Annotated in this window: 12 protein-coding genes and 1 pseudogene; 6 read left to right on the top strand and 7 right to left on the bottom strand. The window is 67.9% G+C overall.

The features are described 5' to 3' along the window. Positions 1 to 11: 11 nt before the first annotated feature. Positions 12 to 242 (top strand): annotated as a pseudogene (locus A5764_RS30160) (RDD family protein); the annotation flags it as partial. Positions 243 to 364: 122 nt separating this feature from the next. Here A5764_RS30160 and A5764_RS22120 read toward each other — a convergent pair. Together A5764_RS22120 and A5764_RS22115 are read right to left on the bottom strand one after the other, a co-directional pair. Further along, on the bottom strand, positions 365 to 1,771 hold the full coding sequence (locus tag A5764_RS22120; protein WP_067117210.1) for a cystathionine beta-synthase: 1,407 nt from the start codon (positions 1,769 to 1,771) through the stop codon (positions 365 to 367). Between the two features lie 60 nt (positions 1,772 to 1,831). Next, complete coding sequence (locus A5764_RS22115) at positions 1,832 to 2,896, bottom strand: alpha/beta hydrolase (RefSeq protein ID WP_067117207.1); 1,065 nt, start codon at positions 2,894 to 2,896, stop codon at positions 1,832 to 1,834. 243 nt (positions 2,897 to 3,139) lie between these two features. Between A5764_RS22115 and A5764_RS22110 the strand changes: the two genes are divergently transcribed. Together A5764_RS22110 and A5764_RS22105 are read left to right on the top strand one after the other, a co-directional pair. Continuing rightward, positions 3,140 to 4,084: an SGNH/GDSL hydrolase family protein gene (locus A5764_RS22110; protein WP_156664809.1), complete on the top strand. Its 945-nt coding sequence runs from the start codon at positions 3,140 to 3,142 to the stop codon at positions 4,082 to 4,084. A 123-nt stretch (positions 4,085 to 4,207) separates the two neighbouring features. Beyond that, entirely contained in the window at positions 4,208 to 5,425 is a 1,218-nt protein-coding gene (locus A5764_RS22105; protein WP_067117202.1) for an acetyl-CoA C-acetyltransferase, read from the top strand. On the opposite strand, the gene A5764_RS22100 is transcribed toward A5764_RS22105, so the two are convergent. From A5764_RS22100 to A5764_RS22090, 3 genes are all read right to left on the bottom strand, one after another. After that, on the bottom strand, positions 5,422 to 6,315 hold the full coding sequence (locus A5764_RS22100; RefSeq protein ID WP_156664807.1) for an RNA polymerase sigma-70 factor: 894 nt from the start codon (positions 6,313 to 6,315) through the stop codon (positions 5,422 to 5,424). The two genes, A5764_RS22105 and A5764_RS22100, sit on opposite strands and share 4 nt — an antisense overlap. Continuing rightward, positions 6,312 to 7,472 (bottom strand): NAD(P)/FAD-dependent oxidoreductase, encoded by a 1,161-nt coding sequence (locus A5764_RS22095; RefSeq protein WP_067117195.1) that lies wholly within the window; start codon positions 7,470 to 7,472, stop codon positions 6,312 to 6,314. The genes A5764_RS22100 and A5764_RS22095 overlap by 4 nt, the downstream gene beginning before the upstream one ends. Positions 7,473 to 7,677: 205 nt before the next feature. Further along, a complete protein-coding gene (locus A5764_RS22090; RefSeq protein ID WP_067117223.1) occupies positions 7,678 to 8,517 on the bottom strand; it encodes a Bax inhibitor-1/YccA family protein in 840 nt (279 codons plus the stop codon). 218 nt (positions 8,518 to 8,735) lie between these two features. Between A5764_RS22090 and A5764_RS22085 the strand changes: the two genes are divergently transcribed. The 3 genes from A5764_RS22085 to A5764_RS22075 are packed head-to-tail and all read left to right on the top strand — an operon-like array spanning position 8,736 to position 12,349. Continuing rightward, positions 8,736 to 9,782, top strand: a complete 1,047-nt coding sequence (locus A5764_RS22085) for an enoyl-CoA hydratase/isomerase family protein (RefSeq protein ID WP_067117192.1) — start codon at positions 8,736 to 8,738, stop codon at positions 9,780 to 9,782. A gap of 14 nt (positions 9,783 to 9,796) precedes the next feature. After that, positions 9,797 to 10,588 (top strand): enoyl-CoA hydratase, encoded by a 792-nt coding sequence (locus A5764_RS22080; protein ID WP_067117189.1) that lies wholly within the window; start codon positions 9,797 to 9,799, stop codon positions 10,586 to 10,588. A 9-nt stretch (positions 10,589 to 10,597) separates the two neighbouring features. Next, positions 10,598 to 12,349, top strand: a complete 1,752-nt coding sequence (locus tag A5764_RS22075) for an alpha/beta-hydrolase family protein (protein WP_067117186.1) — start codon at positions 10,598 to 10,600, stop codon at positions 12,347 to 12,349. Here A5764_RS22075 and A5764_RS22070 read toward each other — a convergent pair whose 3' ends face one another. Continuing rightward, on the bottom strand, positions 12,350 to 12,790 hold the full coding sequence (locus A5764_RS22070; RefSeq protein WP_067117183.1) for a rhodanese-like domain-containing protein: 441 nt from the start codon (positions 12,788 to 12,790) through the stop codon (positions 12,350 to 12,352). Continuing rightward, positions 12,790 to 13,398 (bottom strand): cysteine dioxygenase, encoded by a 609-nt coding sequence (locus tag A5764_RS22065; protein WP_082951837.1) that lies wholly within the window; start codon positions 13,396 to 13,398, stop codon positions 12,790 to 12,792. Before A5764_RS22065 ends, A5764_RS22070 begins: the two co-directional genes overlap by 1 nt. Between the last annotated feature and the right edge of the window lie 55 nt (positions 13,399 to 13,453).

The raw sequence follows: 13,453 nt of genomic DNA, 5'->3' as shown, positions 1-13,453 counted from the left end.
TCGCCTGATCGCCGCCGCCCGGGCCAGCGATCCGCACCCTGCCCACGGAGGCCTACGCCCCGTGGGTTTCGCGAGCGCTGGCCTTCGTCATCGACTACCTGCCGTACGTCGTCCTGCAGGCCATCGGGTCGTGGATCATGTTCGCCACCCAGCAGTCGGGGTGCGTCACCGATGTCACCCAGTACACCGTGAACCAGTACTGCGCGACCCAGGACTCCACCACCGGACGATGCGGGCGATGGCGTGGGTGGCAGGTGAGATTCGCCGGACGACGGCTGATCGGTCATGGGGCAACCTTCCACTGCGGTAGCTGACTAGGCCGCATTACAGTACCTGAGCGGCGAGACCTGCGTCACAGGCTCGATCAGCGTCGGCCGCTCAGTCCTCGAGGCCCCTCAGACAGGAAGCCCAGCAGGTCGTATCGGGTGATGACCCCGACCGGCTTGCCCTCCTCCACCACCATCAGCGCGTCCCAGTCGCGTAGCGCCTTTCCGGCCGCGCTGACCAGTTCACCGGCGCCGATCATCGGCAGCGGCGGGCTCATGTGCTGTGCGACGGCGTCGGCCAGCTTGGCGCGGCCCTCGAAGACGGCCGACAACAGTTCGCGTTCGGAAACGCTGCCGGCCACCTCGCCGGCCATCACCGGCGGCTCGGCACCGACCACGGGCATCTGGGACACCCCGTACTCGCGCAGGATGCCGATGGCGTCGCGCACCGTCTCCGACGGGTGGGTGTGCACCAGATCCGGCAGCGCACCCGACTTGCGGCGCAGCACATCGCCGACCCGGTACTCCTCGGTCGACCCGTCGAGCCGGGCGCGCAGGAAGCCGTAGGACGACATCCAGGCGTCGTTGAAGATCTTCGACATGTAGCCCCGCCCGCCGTCGGGCAGCAGCACCACCACCAGCGCGTCGGGTCCGGCCTCCTCGGCGACCTTCAGCGCGGCCACCACCGCCATCCCGCACGACCCGCCGACCAGCATCGCTTCTTCGCGGGCCAGCCGCCTGGTCATGTCGAACGAGTCGGAGTCGGACACCGCGATGATCTGGTCGGGCACGGTCGGGTCGTACGCCTTCGGCCAAAAGTCCTCGCCGACGCCTTCGACCAGGTAGGGCCGGCCGCTGCCGCCCGAATACACCGATCCTTCGGGGTCGGCGCCGATGATGCGGACCGCACCGCCGGACACCTCCTTGAGGTAGCGGCCGGCGCCGGTAATGGTCCCGCCGGTGCCGATGCCGGCGACGAAGTGGGTGACCTTGCCGTCGGTATCGGCCCAGATCTCCGGGCCGGTGGTCGCGTAGTGGCTGGCCGGCCCCTCCGGGTTCGCGTACTGGTCGGGCTTCCAGGCGCCGTCGATTTCTCCCACGAGCCGGTCCGAGACGCTGTAGTAGCTGTCCGGGTGGGCGGGCGGCACGGCCGTCGGGCACACGACAACGTCGGCGCCGTAGGCGAGCAGCACGTTGCGCTTGTCCTCGCTGACCTTGTCCGGGCAGACGAACACGCACTTGTACCCGCGGTGCTGTGCGACCAGGGCGAGGCCGACACCGGTGTTGCCCGACGTGGGTTCGACGATGGTGCCGCCGGGCTTGAGCTCGCCGCCGGCCTCCGCGGCGTCGATCATCTTCGCCGCGATCCGGTCCTTGGCGCTGCCCCCGGGATTGAGGTATTCGATCTTGGCCGCCACGGTGCCGGCCCCCTCGGGGACGACGGAGTTCAACCGAACCAGCGGCGTGCCGCCGATGAGGTCACTGATGTGCTGCGCGATCCGCATGCGTTCATCGTCTCAGGCGGTTTCGGGCGGTGCACACCCGCGCCGTCGGAGACGGCGCCGCTAGCCGGTGGCCTCGCGGATGTATTCGCCGATCTGGCGCAGCGAACGGATCGCCTCCGGAACCAGCGGCGCGGCCAGCTGGAAGTCGTGGACCTGCCCCGGCCACACCCGCACCTCGGCCGGCACGCCGACGGCCGCCAGCCTGCTCGCCGCCACCTGCGCGTCGTGCAGCAACACCTCGGACCCGGAGACGTGGATCAGGGTGCGCGGCAGGCCGGGCTTGATGTGCTCGAGGGGCTCGTAAATATCTTCGGGTTTGCCGTCGACGATGTTCTTTTCGGCGGCGCTAGCAACGAGCGCGACGAGCGCGTCGAACGCCTTGGCGGGGAACATCGCGTCGGACTTGATGTTGGGATGGGCCTGCTTGCATTCCTTTGCTAGCTGAAGCAGCGGCGAGATCGCTACCAGCGCCGCTGGCTCCTCGCCCTCCTCCTGCAGACGTTGCGCCAACGCGAGCGCCAGATACCCGCCCGCGGAGTCGCCGGCCAGCACGATCTGGTCAGGCTGGTAGCCACACTCGCGCAGCCAGCTGTAGCCGTCGCGGCAATCGTCGAGCGCCATCCCGACGGAATGCTTGGGCAGCAGCCGGTAATTGACGACCAACACAGGCGCGTCAGCAAACTTCGACAGCGCCTCGACGAGTCGCCCGTGCGAGTTTGCTCCACAGGTCAAAAACGCGCCCCCGTGCAAGTACACGATGACGCGGCGGGTGCCGTCGGCGGGCAGGACTCCGGGCGCGCGCACCAGCTGCGCCGACGAATTGGGCAAGCTCACCGTCTCGCGGACGGTGGCCGACGGCAGCAGCACTTTCGCCGCGGCATCGATGAGGCCCCAGGGCCAGGGCAAGGTGGGTGCGTAGCTGCCGACCGCCAGGACCGGCCGGATCGTCAGACGCGACGCCAGGTTAGCTACTCGGGCAGCGACGCTGGGCCCGGACTCGAGGACCTCGACCGGTGCGCCGTCGCTGATCGCAAATCTGCGTGCCTCAACTCTACGTGCTTTGAGGACCTCATATGGCCGAATGGTATTCCGGGGTGAACCGGATACCTTGCTAGGTGCGGTCATGCTCAACACTTCCTACGCCGTTGTAGTGCGATACAGCATGTGACGAGGCAGCTAAGCGTCCGGTTCAGCCCGATCGCCAGGGCGTTCAGCCAGCCCCATGACTTAGCTTGACAGGCCTTTATGTGGGCAACGTTTGAAGAACCTGATTTGATACCACATTTGATTCACAACGTGACCACTTTGTAGAAAAGCAGCCCGCGCAAACCCTCAAGCCGAACTAAACTCGACGACGTGACCATCCGGGTGCCGCGTCGTTCGACGATCGCCCTGGCCACAGCGGGCGCACTCGCCTCGACGGGCACGGCCTATCTGGGCGCACGCAACCTGCTGGTTGGCCAGGCGGCACACACGCGCACCGTCATTCCGAAGGCCTGGGACATTCCGCCGCGCGCCGACGGCGTGTATTCCCCCGGCGGCGGGCCCGTGCAGCGGTGGCTGCGCGGGATGCCCATCGACCTGCACCTGATGATCTTCGGGGACTCGACGGCCACCGGTTACGGCTGCACCAGCGCCGAGGAAGTGCCGGGCGTGCTGATCGCACGCGGGCTCTCCGAGCGCACCGGCAAGGTCGTCCGGCTGAGCACCAAGGCCATCGTCGGCGCCACGTCGAAGGGCGTCCTGGGCCAAGTCGACGCGATGTTCGTGGCCGGGCCGCCGCCCGACGCGGCCGTGATCATGATCGGCGCCAACGACGTCACGGCACTCAACGGCATCAGTCAGTCCGCGCAGCGGCTGGCCCTGACGGTGCGCAGGCTGCGCTCCCGCGGGGCGGTGGTGGTCGTGGGCACCTGTCCGGACCTGGGCCTGATCCCAGCCATCCCCCAGCCGCTTCGCTCGCTGGCGCATGCGCGGACCTCGCAGCTTGCCCGCGCCCAGACCGCCGCCGTCCGGTCGGCCGGCGGAGTGCCGGTCCCCATGGCGCGGTTGCTGGCGCCCGAGTTCCGGGCCAAACGCGACCTCATGTTCTCCGCCGACGGCTACCATCCCTCGGCGACCGCGTACGCGCTGGCCGCCGATGCGCTGCTCCGCGCGCTGTGCGACGGGTTGGGGGTAGAGGACGAGACCCCGGCGCCCGGCGTGCTGGAGGCGTCCACTACCCCGGCGCCCAGTCAGGGTCCCATGCCACTGAGCGTGATGTCGCGGCTGTGGCGGCGCCCGGCGACCGAGATACCAGCCCCGTCTTCGTGACGACCGGTCGGCGGCGACTAGATTTGTCGTAGCCCGGCGGGTGGACACACGGTCCGCCTTCTTGCAGCCGCCTATTTGGAGCGAGCCCGCATCAGCCGCCGAAGGGACCGGAAGGGAACAGCCATGCCAGAAGCCGTCATCGTCTCCGCCGCTCGCTCGCCGATAGGCCGCGCCATGAAGGGGTCACTGGTCAGCATGCGGCCGGACGACCTGGCCGTCCAGATGGTGCGTGCCGCCCTCGACAAGGTGCCCGCGCTGAACCCGCACCAGATCGACGACCTGATCCTGGGCTGCGGGCTGCCGGGCGGTGAGTCCGGCTTCAACATGGCCCGCGTCGTCGCGATCGAGCTCGGCTACGACTTCCTGCCGGGCACCACGGTCAACCGGTACTGCTCGTCGTCGCTGCAGACCACCCGGATGGCCTTCCACGCGATCAAGGCGGGCGAGGGAGACGCCTTCATCTCCGCGGGCGTGGAGACCGTGTCCCGATTCGGCAAGGGGAACTCCGACTCGTGGCCGGACACCAAGAACCCGCTGTTCGACGAGGCGCAGGAACGCTCGGCCGCCGCGGCCGCGGGCGCCGACGAGTGGCACGACCCCCGCGCCGACGGGAAGCTGCCCGACGTTTACATCGCGATGGGCCAAACCGCCGAGAACGTCGCCATCCTCACCGGCATCAGCCGCGAGGAGCAGGACCGCTGGGGCGTGCGTAGCCAGAACCGGGCCGAGGAGGCCATCAAGAACGGGTTCTTCGAGCGCGAGATCACCCCGGTGACGCTGCCCGACGGCACGACGGTCACCACCGACGACGGGCCCCGCCCGGGTACGACGTATGAGAAGGTCTCCGAGCTCAAGCCGGTGTTCCGGCCCAACGGCACGGTGACGGCGGGCAACGCCTGTCCGCTCAACGACGGCGCCGCCGCTCTGGTCATCACCAGCGACACCAAGGCCAAGGAGTTGGGTCTCACACCGCTGGCGCGCATCGTGTCCACCGGGGTCAGCGGCCTGTCGCCGGAGATCATGGGGCTCGGCCCGATCGAGGCGTCCAAGAAGGCGCTGGAACGGGCGGGCATGTCGATCAGCGACATCGACCTCTACGAGATCAACGAGGCGTTCGCGGTGCAGGTGCTCGGCTCGGCGCGCGAGCTGGGCATGGACGAGGACAAGCTGAACGTGTCGGGCGGGGCGATCGCGCTGGGCCACCCGTTCGGCATGACGGGCGCACGCATCGCCACGACGCTGATGAACAACCTGCAGACGCAGGACAAGACGCTCGGCCTCGAGACCATGTGCGTCGGCGGCGGCCAGGGCATGGCGATGGTGATCGAGCGGCTCAGCTAGCCCCGCTCGATCCCATCCGCGACGGCGTGGAGTTTGTCCGGGTTGGCCACGTTGTGGATGGTGGCGATGTGCCCGTCGGCGTCGAGTTCGACTGTGAGCGTTGCGATTACCCGGCCCGCGGCGGAGAATACGACGCCCGGGCCGCCGTTGATGTCGACGACTTCGGCTGTCATATCGGCGATCTCGACGCCTTCGTAAGGTCGTTGCGTGACGCCGGCCAGCCAGGCGGCGACCTTGCCGATGCCCTCGATGGGGCGCAACGCCTGGCGCACCTTGCCGCCACCGTCGGTCCACAGCGTGACATCGGGGGCAAGCAGTTGCATGAGATCGTTGATGTCGCCACCGGTTGCGGCGGCGAAGAAGCGTTCGGTGACCGCCCGTTTCTTGTCGCGGTCGGCTTCGAACCGGGGTCGTCGCGCCTGCACGTGATTGCGGGCGCGGTGGCCGGCCTGGCGCACGGCCGACTCTGAACGCTCCACGGCCGCACCGATCTCGGCGTAGCTGAAGTCGAAAACCTCCTTGAGGACGAACACCGCGCGCTCCAGCGGGCTGAGCGTCTCGAGCACGACCAGCATCGCCATCGACACCGATTCGGCGGCCGCGACGTCCTCAGCCGTGTCGACGCTCGTGAGGATGGGCTCGGGAAGCCATGGCCCCACGTAGGTTTCCCGCTTGTGCCGGGCCGAGCGTAGTCGTTCCATCGACAGGTTCGACACAATGCGGGACAGGTACGCCTTGGGGTCGGCGACCTGCCCCCGATCGGCCGCCGACCACTTCAGCCACGCATCCTGAACCACGTCCTCGGCATCTGCCGCCGAGCCGAGGATCCGATACGCGATGGCGAACAACAGTTTCCGGTGTTCGATGAACGTGTGCTCGTCGGTGCTCATCGGGTGAAGCTCCCACCCCGCCGCCATGTCACCGCGCCCAGCCAGGGCAACAACTTGAGCAGACGGTAAGTGGTCCACGGGCTCGCGCTGACCGTTTCCTTGTATGCCGCGGCCCAGCGACCCGCCAAATAGAACCGCGTCGGGCTGTCATCGGGATGAGTGAACTGGATGACGCCGTCGTGCCGTCCCAGGCTCACCGGCTGATGGACGTAGCCGAATCGGAACCCCTTGGGCTGCTTGGCCTTGAGTTCCCGCACGATGTTGGCGGCGGCGTGCAGACCGGTCGGGATGCCGCTCTGGCAGGTCCCGTGCATGAGGCCGTATTGCTGCCGAATCGCCGCGGCGTCGCCAACGACGTACACGTTGGGGTGCGACACCGAGCGCAGCGACGCATCGGTGACGACGCGGCCACGCTCATCGACACACAAGCCGGCGGCGGCCGCCACCGGCGACACCCGCACGCCCGTCACCCACAGCACCGCCCGCGCCGAGACGACCTCGCCGTCGGCGAGGGCAACCCCATCAGGCATGACCTTGACAACGTCGACCCCGGCACGGATCCGCACGCCCAACCGGTCCAGCCCCGAGTGCAGGCGGGCGCGCGCGTTGGTGCCCATGGCGGACCCGGGCACCTGCCGGCTCAGCAGAACGACGTCCAGCCCCGGATGCTGCTCGGCGATCTCGGCCGCCGATTCGATCCCGGTCAGGCCCCCGCCTGCCACCACGACGGTGCCGGAGCCGAGCCGGTCCAGCTGCTGGGCCAGCAACCCGGCGTCGCGGGCGCTGTCGAGCGTGTAGGCGAATTCGTCGACACCGGGCACGTCCTGGGTATCCGCGACGCTGCCCAGCGCGTACACCAGTGTGTCGTAGCTGATCGTGCGCTCGTCGTCGAGACGAACGGTTTGGGCGTCGGCGTCGATGCCGGTGACCCATCCCTGTAGAAACTCGACATCGGTGCCCGCGAGCATGTCCGGGATCTGAAGATCGGCCAGCTGCCGGCCCGAGGCGGCCTCGTGCAACCGCAACCGCTCGGTGAAACGCGTCTGCGGGTTGACCAGGGTGAGGTGCACGTCGTCGCGACCCCTGACCCGACGCGCCAAGCGTGTCGTCGCAGCCATGCCGGCGTAGCCGGCACCGATGATCACAATGTGCTTCATGGTCCTGCCTTTCACGAGTGGATATCTGCTCACAAGCAGCAGACGCATCCAGCCGTCGCAGTTGTGACATGGCGAGGCGGCGTTGGGTGGGAATTCAGGGTGGCGACACGCCGACCCACGCCGCCATCAGCGCACACGCAATGCCGTCAACGCACGAAAAAACCGGCACGCCAGTGGGCGTGCCGGTTTTTCTCGTCAGCGTGCGCTAGTCGTTTTGCAGGTAACTGAGCAGGCGCAGGATCTCGAGGTAGAGCCAGACCAGGGTCACGGTGAGCCCCAGGGCGATGCCCCAAGCGGCCTTGTCCGGCGCTCCGGCGCGGATCATCTGGTCGGCCGCGTCGAAGTCGATCAGGAAGCTGAATGCGGCGATGGCGATGACCACCAACGAGAAGATGATGGACAACGGTCCGCCGCTGCGCAGGCCCAGGCCCGTTCCGCCGCCGACGCCGAACATCGCCAGCACAAAGTTGCCGAGCATGAGGGCCAGCACCCCGAACAGCGCGGCGACCACCATCCGGGTGAACTTGGGCGTGACCCGGATGGCCCCGGTTCGGTACACGACGAGCATGCCGAAGAACACGCCGAAGGTGCCCAGCACGGCCTCCCCGATCAGCGCGCCGGCGTTGGCCGATGACACCGTCAAGTTGGCGAAGACAAAGGACACCGCGCCCAGGAACAGGCCCTCGAGCACGGCATAGCTGAGCACCAGCGCCGGGCTGTCCTGCTTGCGACCGAAGGTCGCGACCAGCACCAGACCCAGGCCGCCGAGCGCGCCGATGAGCGTCAGCGGCATCGCCAGCGCGGCGTTTGAGGCCACCAAGAAGTACGAGACGATCGCCGCGGCCGTCAGCACGCCCAGCGTGATGCCCGTCTTGGTGACGACATCGTCGATGGTCAGCGGGCGGGCCGCCCTGGTCTCCTGGTAAGGAGCGAAGTAGGGGTCGGCCTGGTAGCCGGCCATGGGGGCCGCGGCACCGCCGAATTGCGCGTATCCGCCCCTCTGCTTAGGCAGTGAACGAAATACCGGATTACTTGTCTCCCGCACCGTCGGATCCTCTCTTATGACTGTGGGTTCGAGCTGTGCGAACATCTGCTCAACGATCAGCGACCCGCGCGGGTTCCCAGCGGAGCAGTAGTTTTCTGGGGTTTCCGGCTTGGGATGTTCTCGTCGGCTCAAACATAACCCTTACCCGCGCTTATCGCCCCACTACTGACGTTCTAGATTGCTGATCGAGGCTGGGCCGGCGATTGGGAGGCTAGGGCGTGACCGCGGAATTCGATGCACCCGATGAGGTCCTGACCAGAGTCGACGGCGGCGTCGGCTTGATCACGCTCAACCGCCCCAAGGCGATCAACTCGCTGAACCAGACCATGGTCGACGCGTTGAGTGCGGTGCTCACCCGCTGGGAAAACGACGACGCGGTGCGCACGGTGGTGTTGTCGGGGGCCGGCGAACGCGGATTGTGCGCCGGCGGCGACGTGGTGGCGGTCTATCACAGCGCCCGCAAGGACGGCGTCGAGGCGCGGCGGTTCTGGCGCGACGAGTATTCGCTCAACGGGCAGGTCGGCCGTTTCCCCAAGCCGTATGTGTCGCTGATGGACGGCATCGTGATGGGCGGCGGCGTCGGGGTCAGCGCGCACGCGAGCATCAGGGTGGTGACCGATACGTCGAAAGTCGCGATGCCCGAGGTGGGTATTGGGTTTGTCCCCGACGTCGGCGGCGCGTATCTGCTGTCCCGGGCGCCGGGCGCGCTGGGCCTGCACGCCGCGCTGACCGGGGCGCCGTTTTCCGGATCCGACGCCATCGCAATGGGATTCGCCGACCACTATGTGCCGCATAGCGAGCTCGATGCGTTCGCCAAGGCGATCGTCGACGACGGCATCGAGAGCGCGCTGGCCGCCCATGCCGTAGAACCGCCACCGAGTGAGCTTGCCGCGCAACGGGATTGGATCGACGAGTGCTTCGCGGGTGACACGGTCGAAGACATCTTCGCCGCGCTGCGGGGACATGACGCCGGGCCCGCGAACGACGCCGCCAACGTGATCGCCACCCGCTCCCCGATCGCGGTGTCGGTCGCGTTGGAGGCGGTGCGACGCGCCGCCAAGCTCGACATGCTGGAAGACGTTCTGGTGCAGGACTATCGGGTGTCGAGCGCGTCGTCGCGCTCCCACGACCTGGTGGAGGGCATCCGGGCGCAGATCATCGACAAAGATCGCAACCCGAAGTGGTCGCCGGCGACGTTGGCCGAAATCACCGCGGCCGAGGTCGAGGCGTATTTCGAGCCGGTCGACGACGACTTGAGTTTCTAGAAAGGCGGTTGGAGATGACGGACACCCCCTCCCAGAACTACGAGACCATCCTCGTCGAGCGCGAGGAGCGCGTCGGGATCATCACCCTGAACCGGCCGCAGGCGCTCAATGCGCTCAACCTCCAGGTGATGAACGAAGTCACCGGCGTGGCAACCGAATTCGACAACGACCCCGGTATCGGGGCGATCATCATCACCGGTTCGGCCAAGGCCTTCGCCGCCGGCGCGGACATCAAGCAGATGTCGCGCTTGACGTTCGCCGACGCGTTCGGCGACGACCTCTTCAGCGCCTGGAGCAAACTGGCCGCCGTGCGCACCCCGACGATCGCGGCGGTGGCCGGGTACGCGCTCGGCGGCGGCTGCGAGCTCGCAATGATCTGCGACCTGCTGATCGCGGCCGACACGGCCAAGTTCGGCCAGCCCGAGATCAAGCTCGGCGTGCTGCCGGGCATGGGCGGCTCGCAGCGGCTCACCCGGGCCATCGGCAAGGCCAAGGCCATGGACCTGATCCTGACCGGGCGCACCATCGACGCCGCCGAAGCCGAACGCAGCGGCCTGGTTTCGCGCGTGGTGCCCGCCGACGACTTGCTCACCGAGGCCAAGGCCGTCGCCGCCACGATTTCGCAGATGTCGCGCTCGGCGTCGCGGATGGCCAAGGAAGCCGTCAACCGTGCCTTCGAGTCGACCCTGTCCGAAGGACTGCTCTACGAACGGCGGCTGTTCCATTCGAGTTTCGCGACCGACGACCAGTCCGAGGGCATGGCGGCGTTCATCGAGAAGCGGCCACCCAACTTCACCCACCGGTAGGACGCTGAGATGAGCGAACCAGGTGCCACGACGACCGCCCCAGAAGAGGGAGCAGCGCCCGAAGCCGCCGAAGCCCCGGCTCCCCGGACGCGGCGGACCAGGCCGTGGTGGGCCCGCCATTACACCTTCACGGGCACCGCGGTCGGCCTTGTCTTCATTTGGTTTTCGCTGACGCCGTCGCTGCTGCCACGCGGCGCGGTGTTCCAGGGCTTGGTCAGCGGCTTTTCAGGTGCCATCGGCTACGGGCTGGGCGTCTTCGCCGTGTGGCTGGTGCGCTTCATGGCCGACCGGGATCACAGCCCGGCGCCGCCGCGCTGGGCCTGGATGGTGCTGATCCCGGTCGGCGCGGTCGGGATGGTGGTGATGGCGATCCGGTTTCACGTCTGGCAGGACAACGTGCGGGACCTGATGGGAGTCCAGCATCTGAAGTGGTACGACTACCCGGTGGCCGCGGCCCTGTCGCTGGTGGTGCTGTTCGCCCTCGTCGAAATCGGCCAGTTCATCCGTTGGCTCGTCAAATTTCTCGTCGGCCAGGTGGACCGCATCGCGCCGTTTCGACTGTCGGCGACCATCGTCGTGATCGCGCTGGTGGTGCTGACGATCACCGTGCTCAACGGCGTCGTCCTCAAGTTCGCAATGCGCACGATGAACAACACCTTCGCCTCGGTCAACGAGGAGATAAGCCCCGATATCGCGCCACCTAAATCTCGGCTGCGGTCGGGCGGGCCGGAGTCGCTGGTCTCGTGGGAATCGCTTGGGCACCAAGGCCGCATCTTCGTCGAAGGCGGTCCGAAGGTCCATGAACTGACCGCATTCAACGGCGCCCCGGCCACCGAGCCGGTCCGGGCCTACGCCGGGCTCAACTCCGCCGACGGCATCACCGCCACCGCCGAACTTGCGGCGCGCGAGCTGCAGCGCACCGGCGGACTGCAGCGCGCGGTCGTCGCGGTCGGAACGACCACCGGCACCGGCTGGATCAATGAGGCTGAGGCCGACGCGCTCGAGTACATGTACAACGGCAACACCGCGATCGTCAGCATGCAGTACTCGTTCCTGCCGAGCTGGCTGTCGTTCCTGGTGGACAAGGAGAATGCGCGGCACGCCGGCCAGGCGCTGTTCGAGGCGGTCGACCGACTGGTCCGCCAAATGCCCGAGGGGCAACGCCCCAAGCTCGTCGTGTTCGGCGAAAGCCTGGGGTCGTTCGGCGGCGAGGCGCCGTTCATGAGCCTGAACAACGTGCTGGCGCGCACCGACGGCGCGCTGTTCAGCGGACCCACATTCAACAACACCATCTGGACCGACCTGACCGCCACACGCGATGCCGGTTCCCCGGAGTGGTTGCCGATCTACAACGACGGCAAGAACGTCCGATTCGTCGCCCGCGCAACCGATTTGGCGCGCCCGGACGCCGAATGGGGCCACCCGCGGGTGGTTTACCTGCAGCACGCCTCGGATCCGATCGCCTGGTGGACCCCCGACCTGTTGTTCGCCAAGCCGGATTGGCTGCGTGAAAAACGCGGCTATGACGTGTTACCCCAGACCCGCTGGATCCCGGTTGTGACGTTTTTGCAGGTTTCGGCGGACATGGCGGTCGCCGTGGACGTGCCGGACGGGCACGGCCACCATTACGTCGCCGATGTCGCCGACGGCTGGGCGGCGGTGCTCTCGCCGCCCGGGTGGACGCCGGAAAAGACCGCCAAGCTACGGCCGCTGCTGCACGCCGACGCCATCATCAGCAGCTCGAGCGGCTCAATGGGGTAGCTAGAGCCAGCGGCGCACGGGCGAGCCGTTGTTGGTCAGCAATCCCGGCTCGGCCCACCCCCCGGTCAGCTGGTCCAGCACGCCGGCGCCCGCCAGCGCGTGATAGCCGCCGATGACGTCCGTGGCGTTGTGCAGGCCGATGTCCAGCAGCGCGGCCGCCGCCAGGCTGGACGTGTAGCCCTCCGAACACACGATCACCCATTCGACGTCGTCGCCGAGGGCTTCCGGCAGCCTGGCCTCACTGGTCGGGTCGCAGCGCCACTCCAGCACATTGCGCTCGATCACCAGCGCGCCCGGCAATTCCCCCTCGCGGAATCGCTGGGCCTGCGGCCGTATGTCGACGAGCACCGCCCCGCGCCGCAGCGCGTCGGGCACCTCGGCGGCGGGCAGGCGGCGATACCGGCGCCGGGCCGATCTCAGGACGACGTCGATGCGGCTCATCAGGATCCTTCCGGCTGGTCGGTCAGTTCGGTGCGCTGGCGGCGCAGCCTGTGGCGGTCGCTGACCTCGTAGTAGGACATCGCGGTCAGCGGCGGCGAGTAGGCGTGCACGCTCAGCGTCGGCTGAACCGGTACCCGGTGGGCGCTCACCGGCTCGGGAACCGGCCTGGGCGCCCACACCACGTCGTGCACCCAGCCCAGCGGGAACCCGGCCTGATCCCCGGCGTCCAGCCGGCGTCGGCGCAATCGCCTTCCGTCCCAACGGAATTCGTTGAGCGAGCCGGACAGCACCGTCAGCGCGCCCAGGGATCCGCCATGGTCGTGTAATTCGGTGTGATGACCGGGAACCCAGCTGATCAGCCAGATGTCGAGTTCCTCGTCGCCGTGGATGCGGGTGAACCAACGCTGCGACTCCGGAATCCCGCCCTTGGGCAGCAGGTGGTCGCAGCGCCCGCTGAGCACGTGGTCGGCGGCTTGGTCGGTGGCATACAGCAGGTCGGGCACCCGCAGCCGGGTCGGTCCCGGGGACGGTGACGTCAGTGGGCGTAGCGCGGCCGGGGCGACGGCAGGCGTCGCAACGGGAACAGACGTCGAAAAAAGAACAGACATGGGGGAGCTCCAGAGTGAACGGATGGGACGAGCGGCGGCGTGTTAGGGCCGACAA

It is taken from the genome of Mycobacterium sp. 852002-51057_SCH5723018 (assembly GCF_001667035.1).
Classification (GTDB): Bacteria; Actinomycetota; Actinomycetes; order Mycobacteriales; family Mycobacteriaceae; genus Mycobacterium.
The sequence above is the reverse complement of the archived record's forward strand: the minus strand, read 5'-3'. Positions and strand labels throughout refer to the sequence as shown.

Coding starts and splice junctions, on each gene's coding strand:
- A5764_RS22120 (WP_067117210.1), bottom strand. CDS start 1,771: ATGCGGATCGCGCAGCACATCAGTGACCTCATCGGCGGCACGCCGCTG.
- A5764_RS22115 (WP_067117207.1), bottom strand. CDS start 2,896: ATGACCGCACCTAGCAAGGTATCCGGTTCACCCCGGAATACCATTCGG.
- A5764_RS22105 (WP_067117202.1), top strand. CDS start 4,208: ATGCCAGAAGCCGTCATCGTCTCCGCCGCTCGCTCGCCGATAGGCCGC.
- A5764_RS22100 (WP_156664807.1), bottom strand. CDS start 6,315: ATGAGCACCGACGAGCACACGTTCATCGAACACCGGAAACTGTTGTTC.
- A5764_RS22095 (WP_067117195.1), bottom strand. CDS start 7,472: ATGAAGCACATTGTGATCATCGGTGCCGGCTACGCCGGCATGGCTGCG.
- A5764_RS22080 (WP_067117189.1), top strand. CDS start 9,797: ATGACGGACACCCCCTCCCAGAACTACGAGACCATCCTCGTCGAGCGC.
- A5764_RS22075 (WP_067117186.1), top strand. CDS start 10,598: ATGAGCGAACCAGGTGCCACGACGACCGCCCCAGAAGAGGGAGCAGCG.
- A5764_RS22070 (WP_067117183.1), bottom strand. CDS start 12,790: ATGAGCCGCATCGACGTCGTCCTGAGATCGGCCCGGCGCCGGTATCGC.
- A5764_RS22065 (WP_082951837.1), bottom strand. CDS start 13,398: ATGTCTGTTCTTTTTTCGACGTCTGTTCCCGTTGCGACGCCTGCCGTC.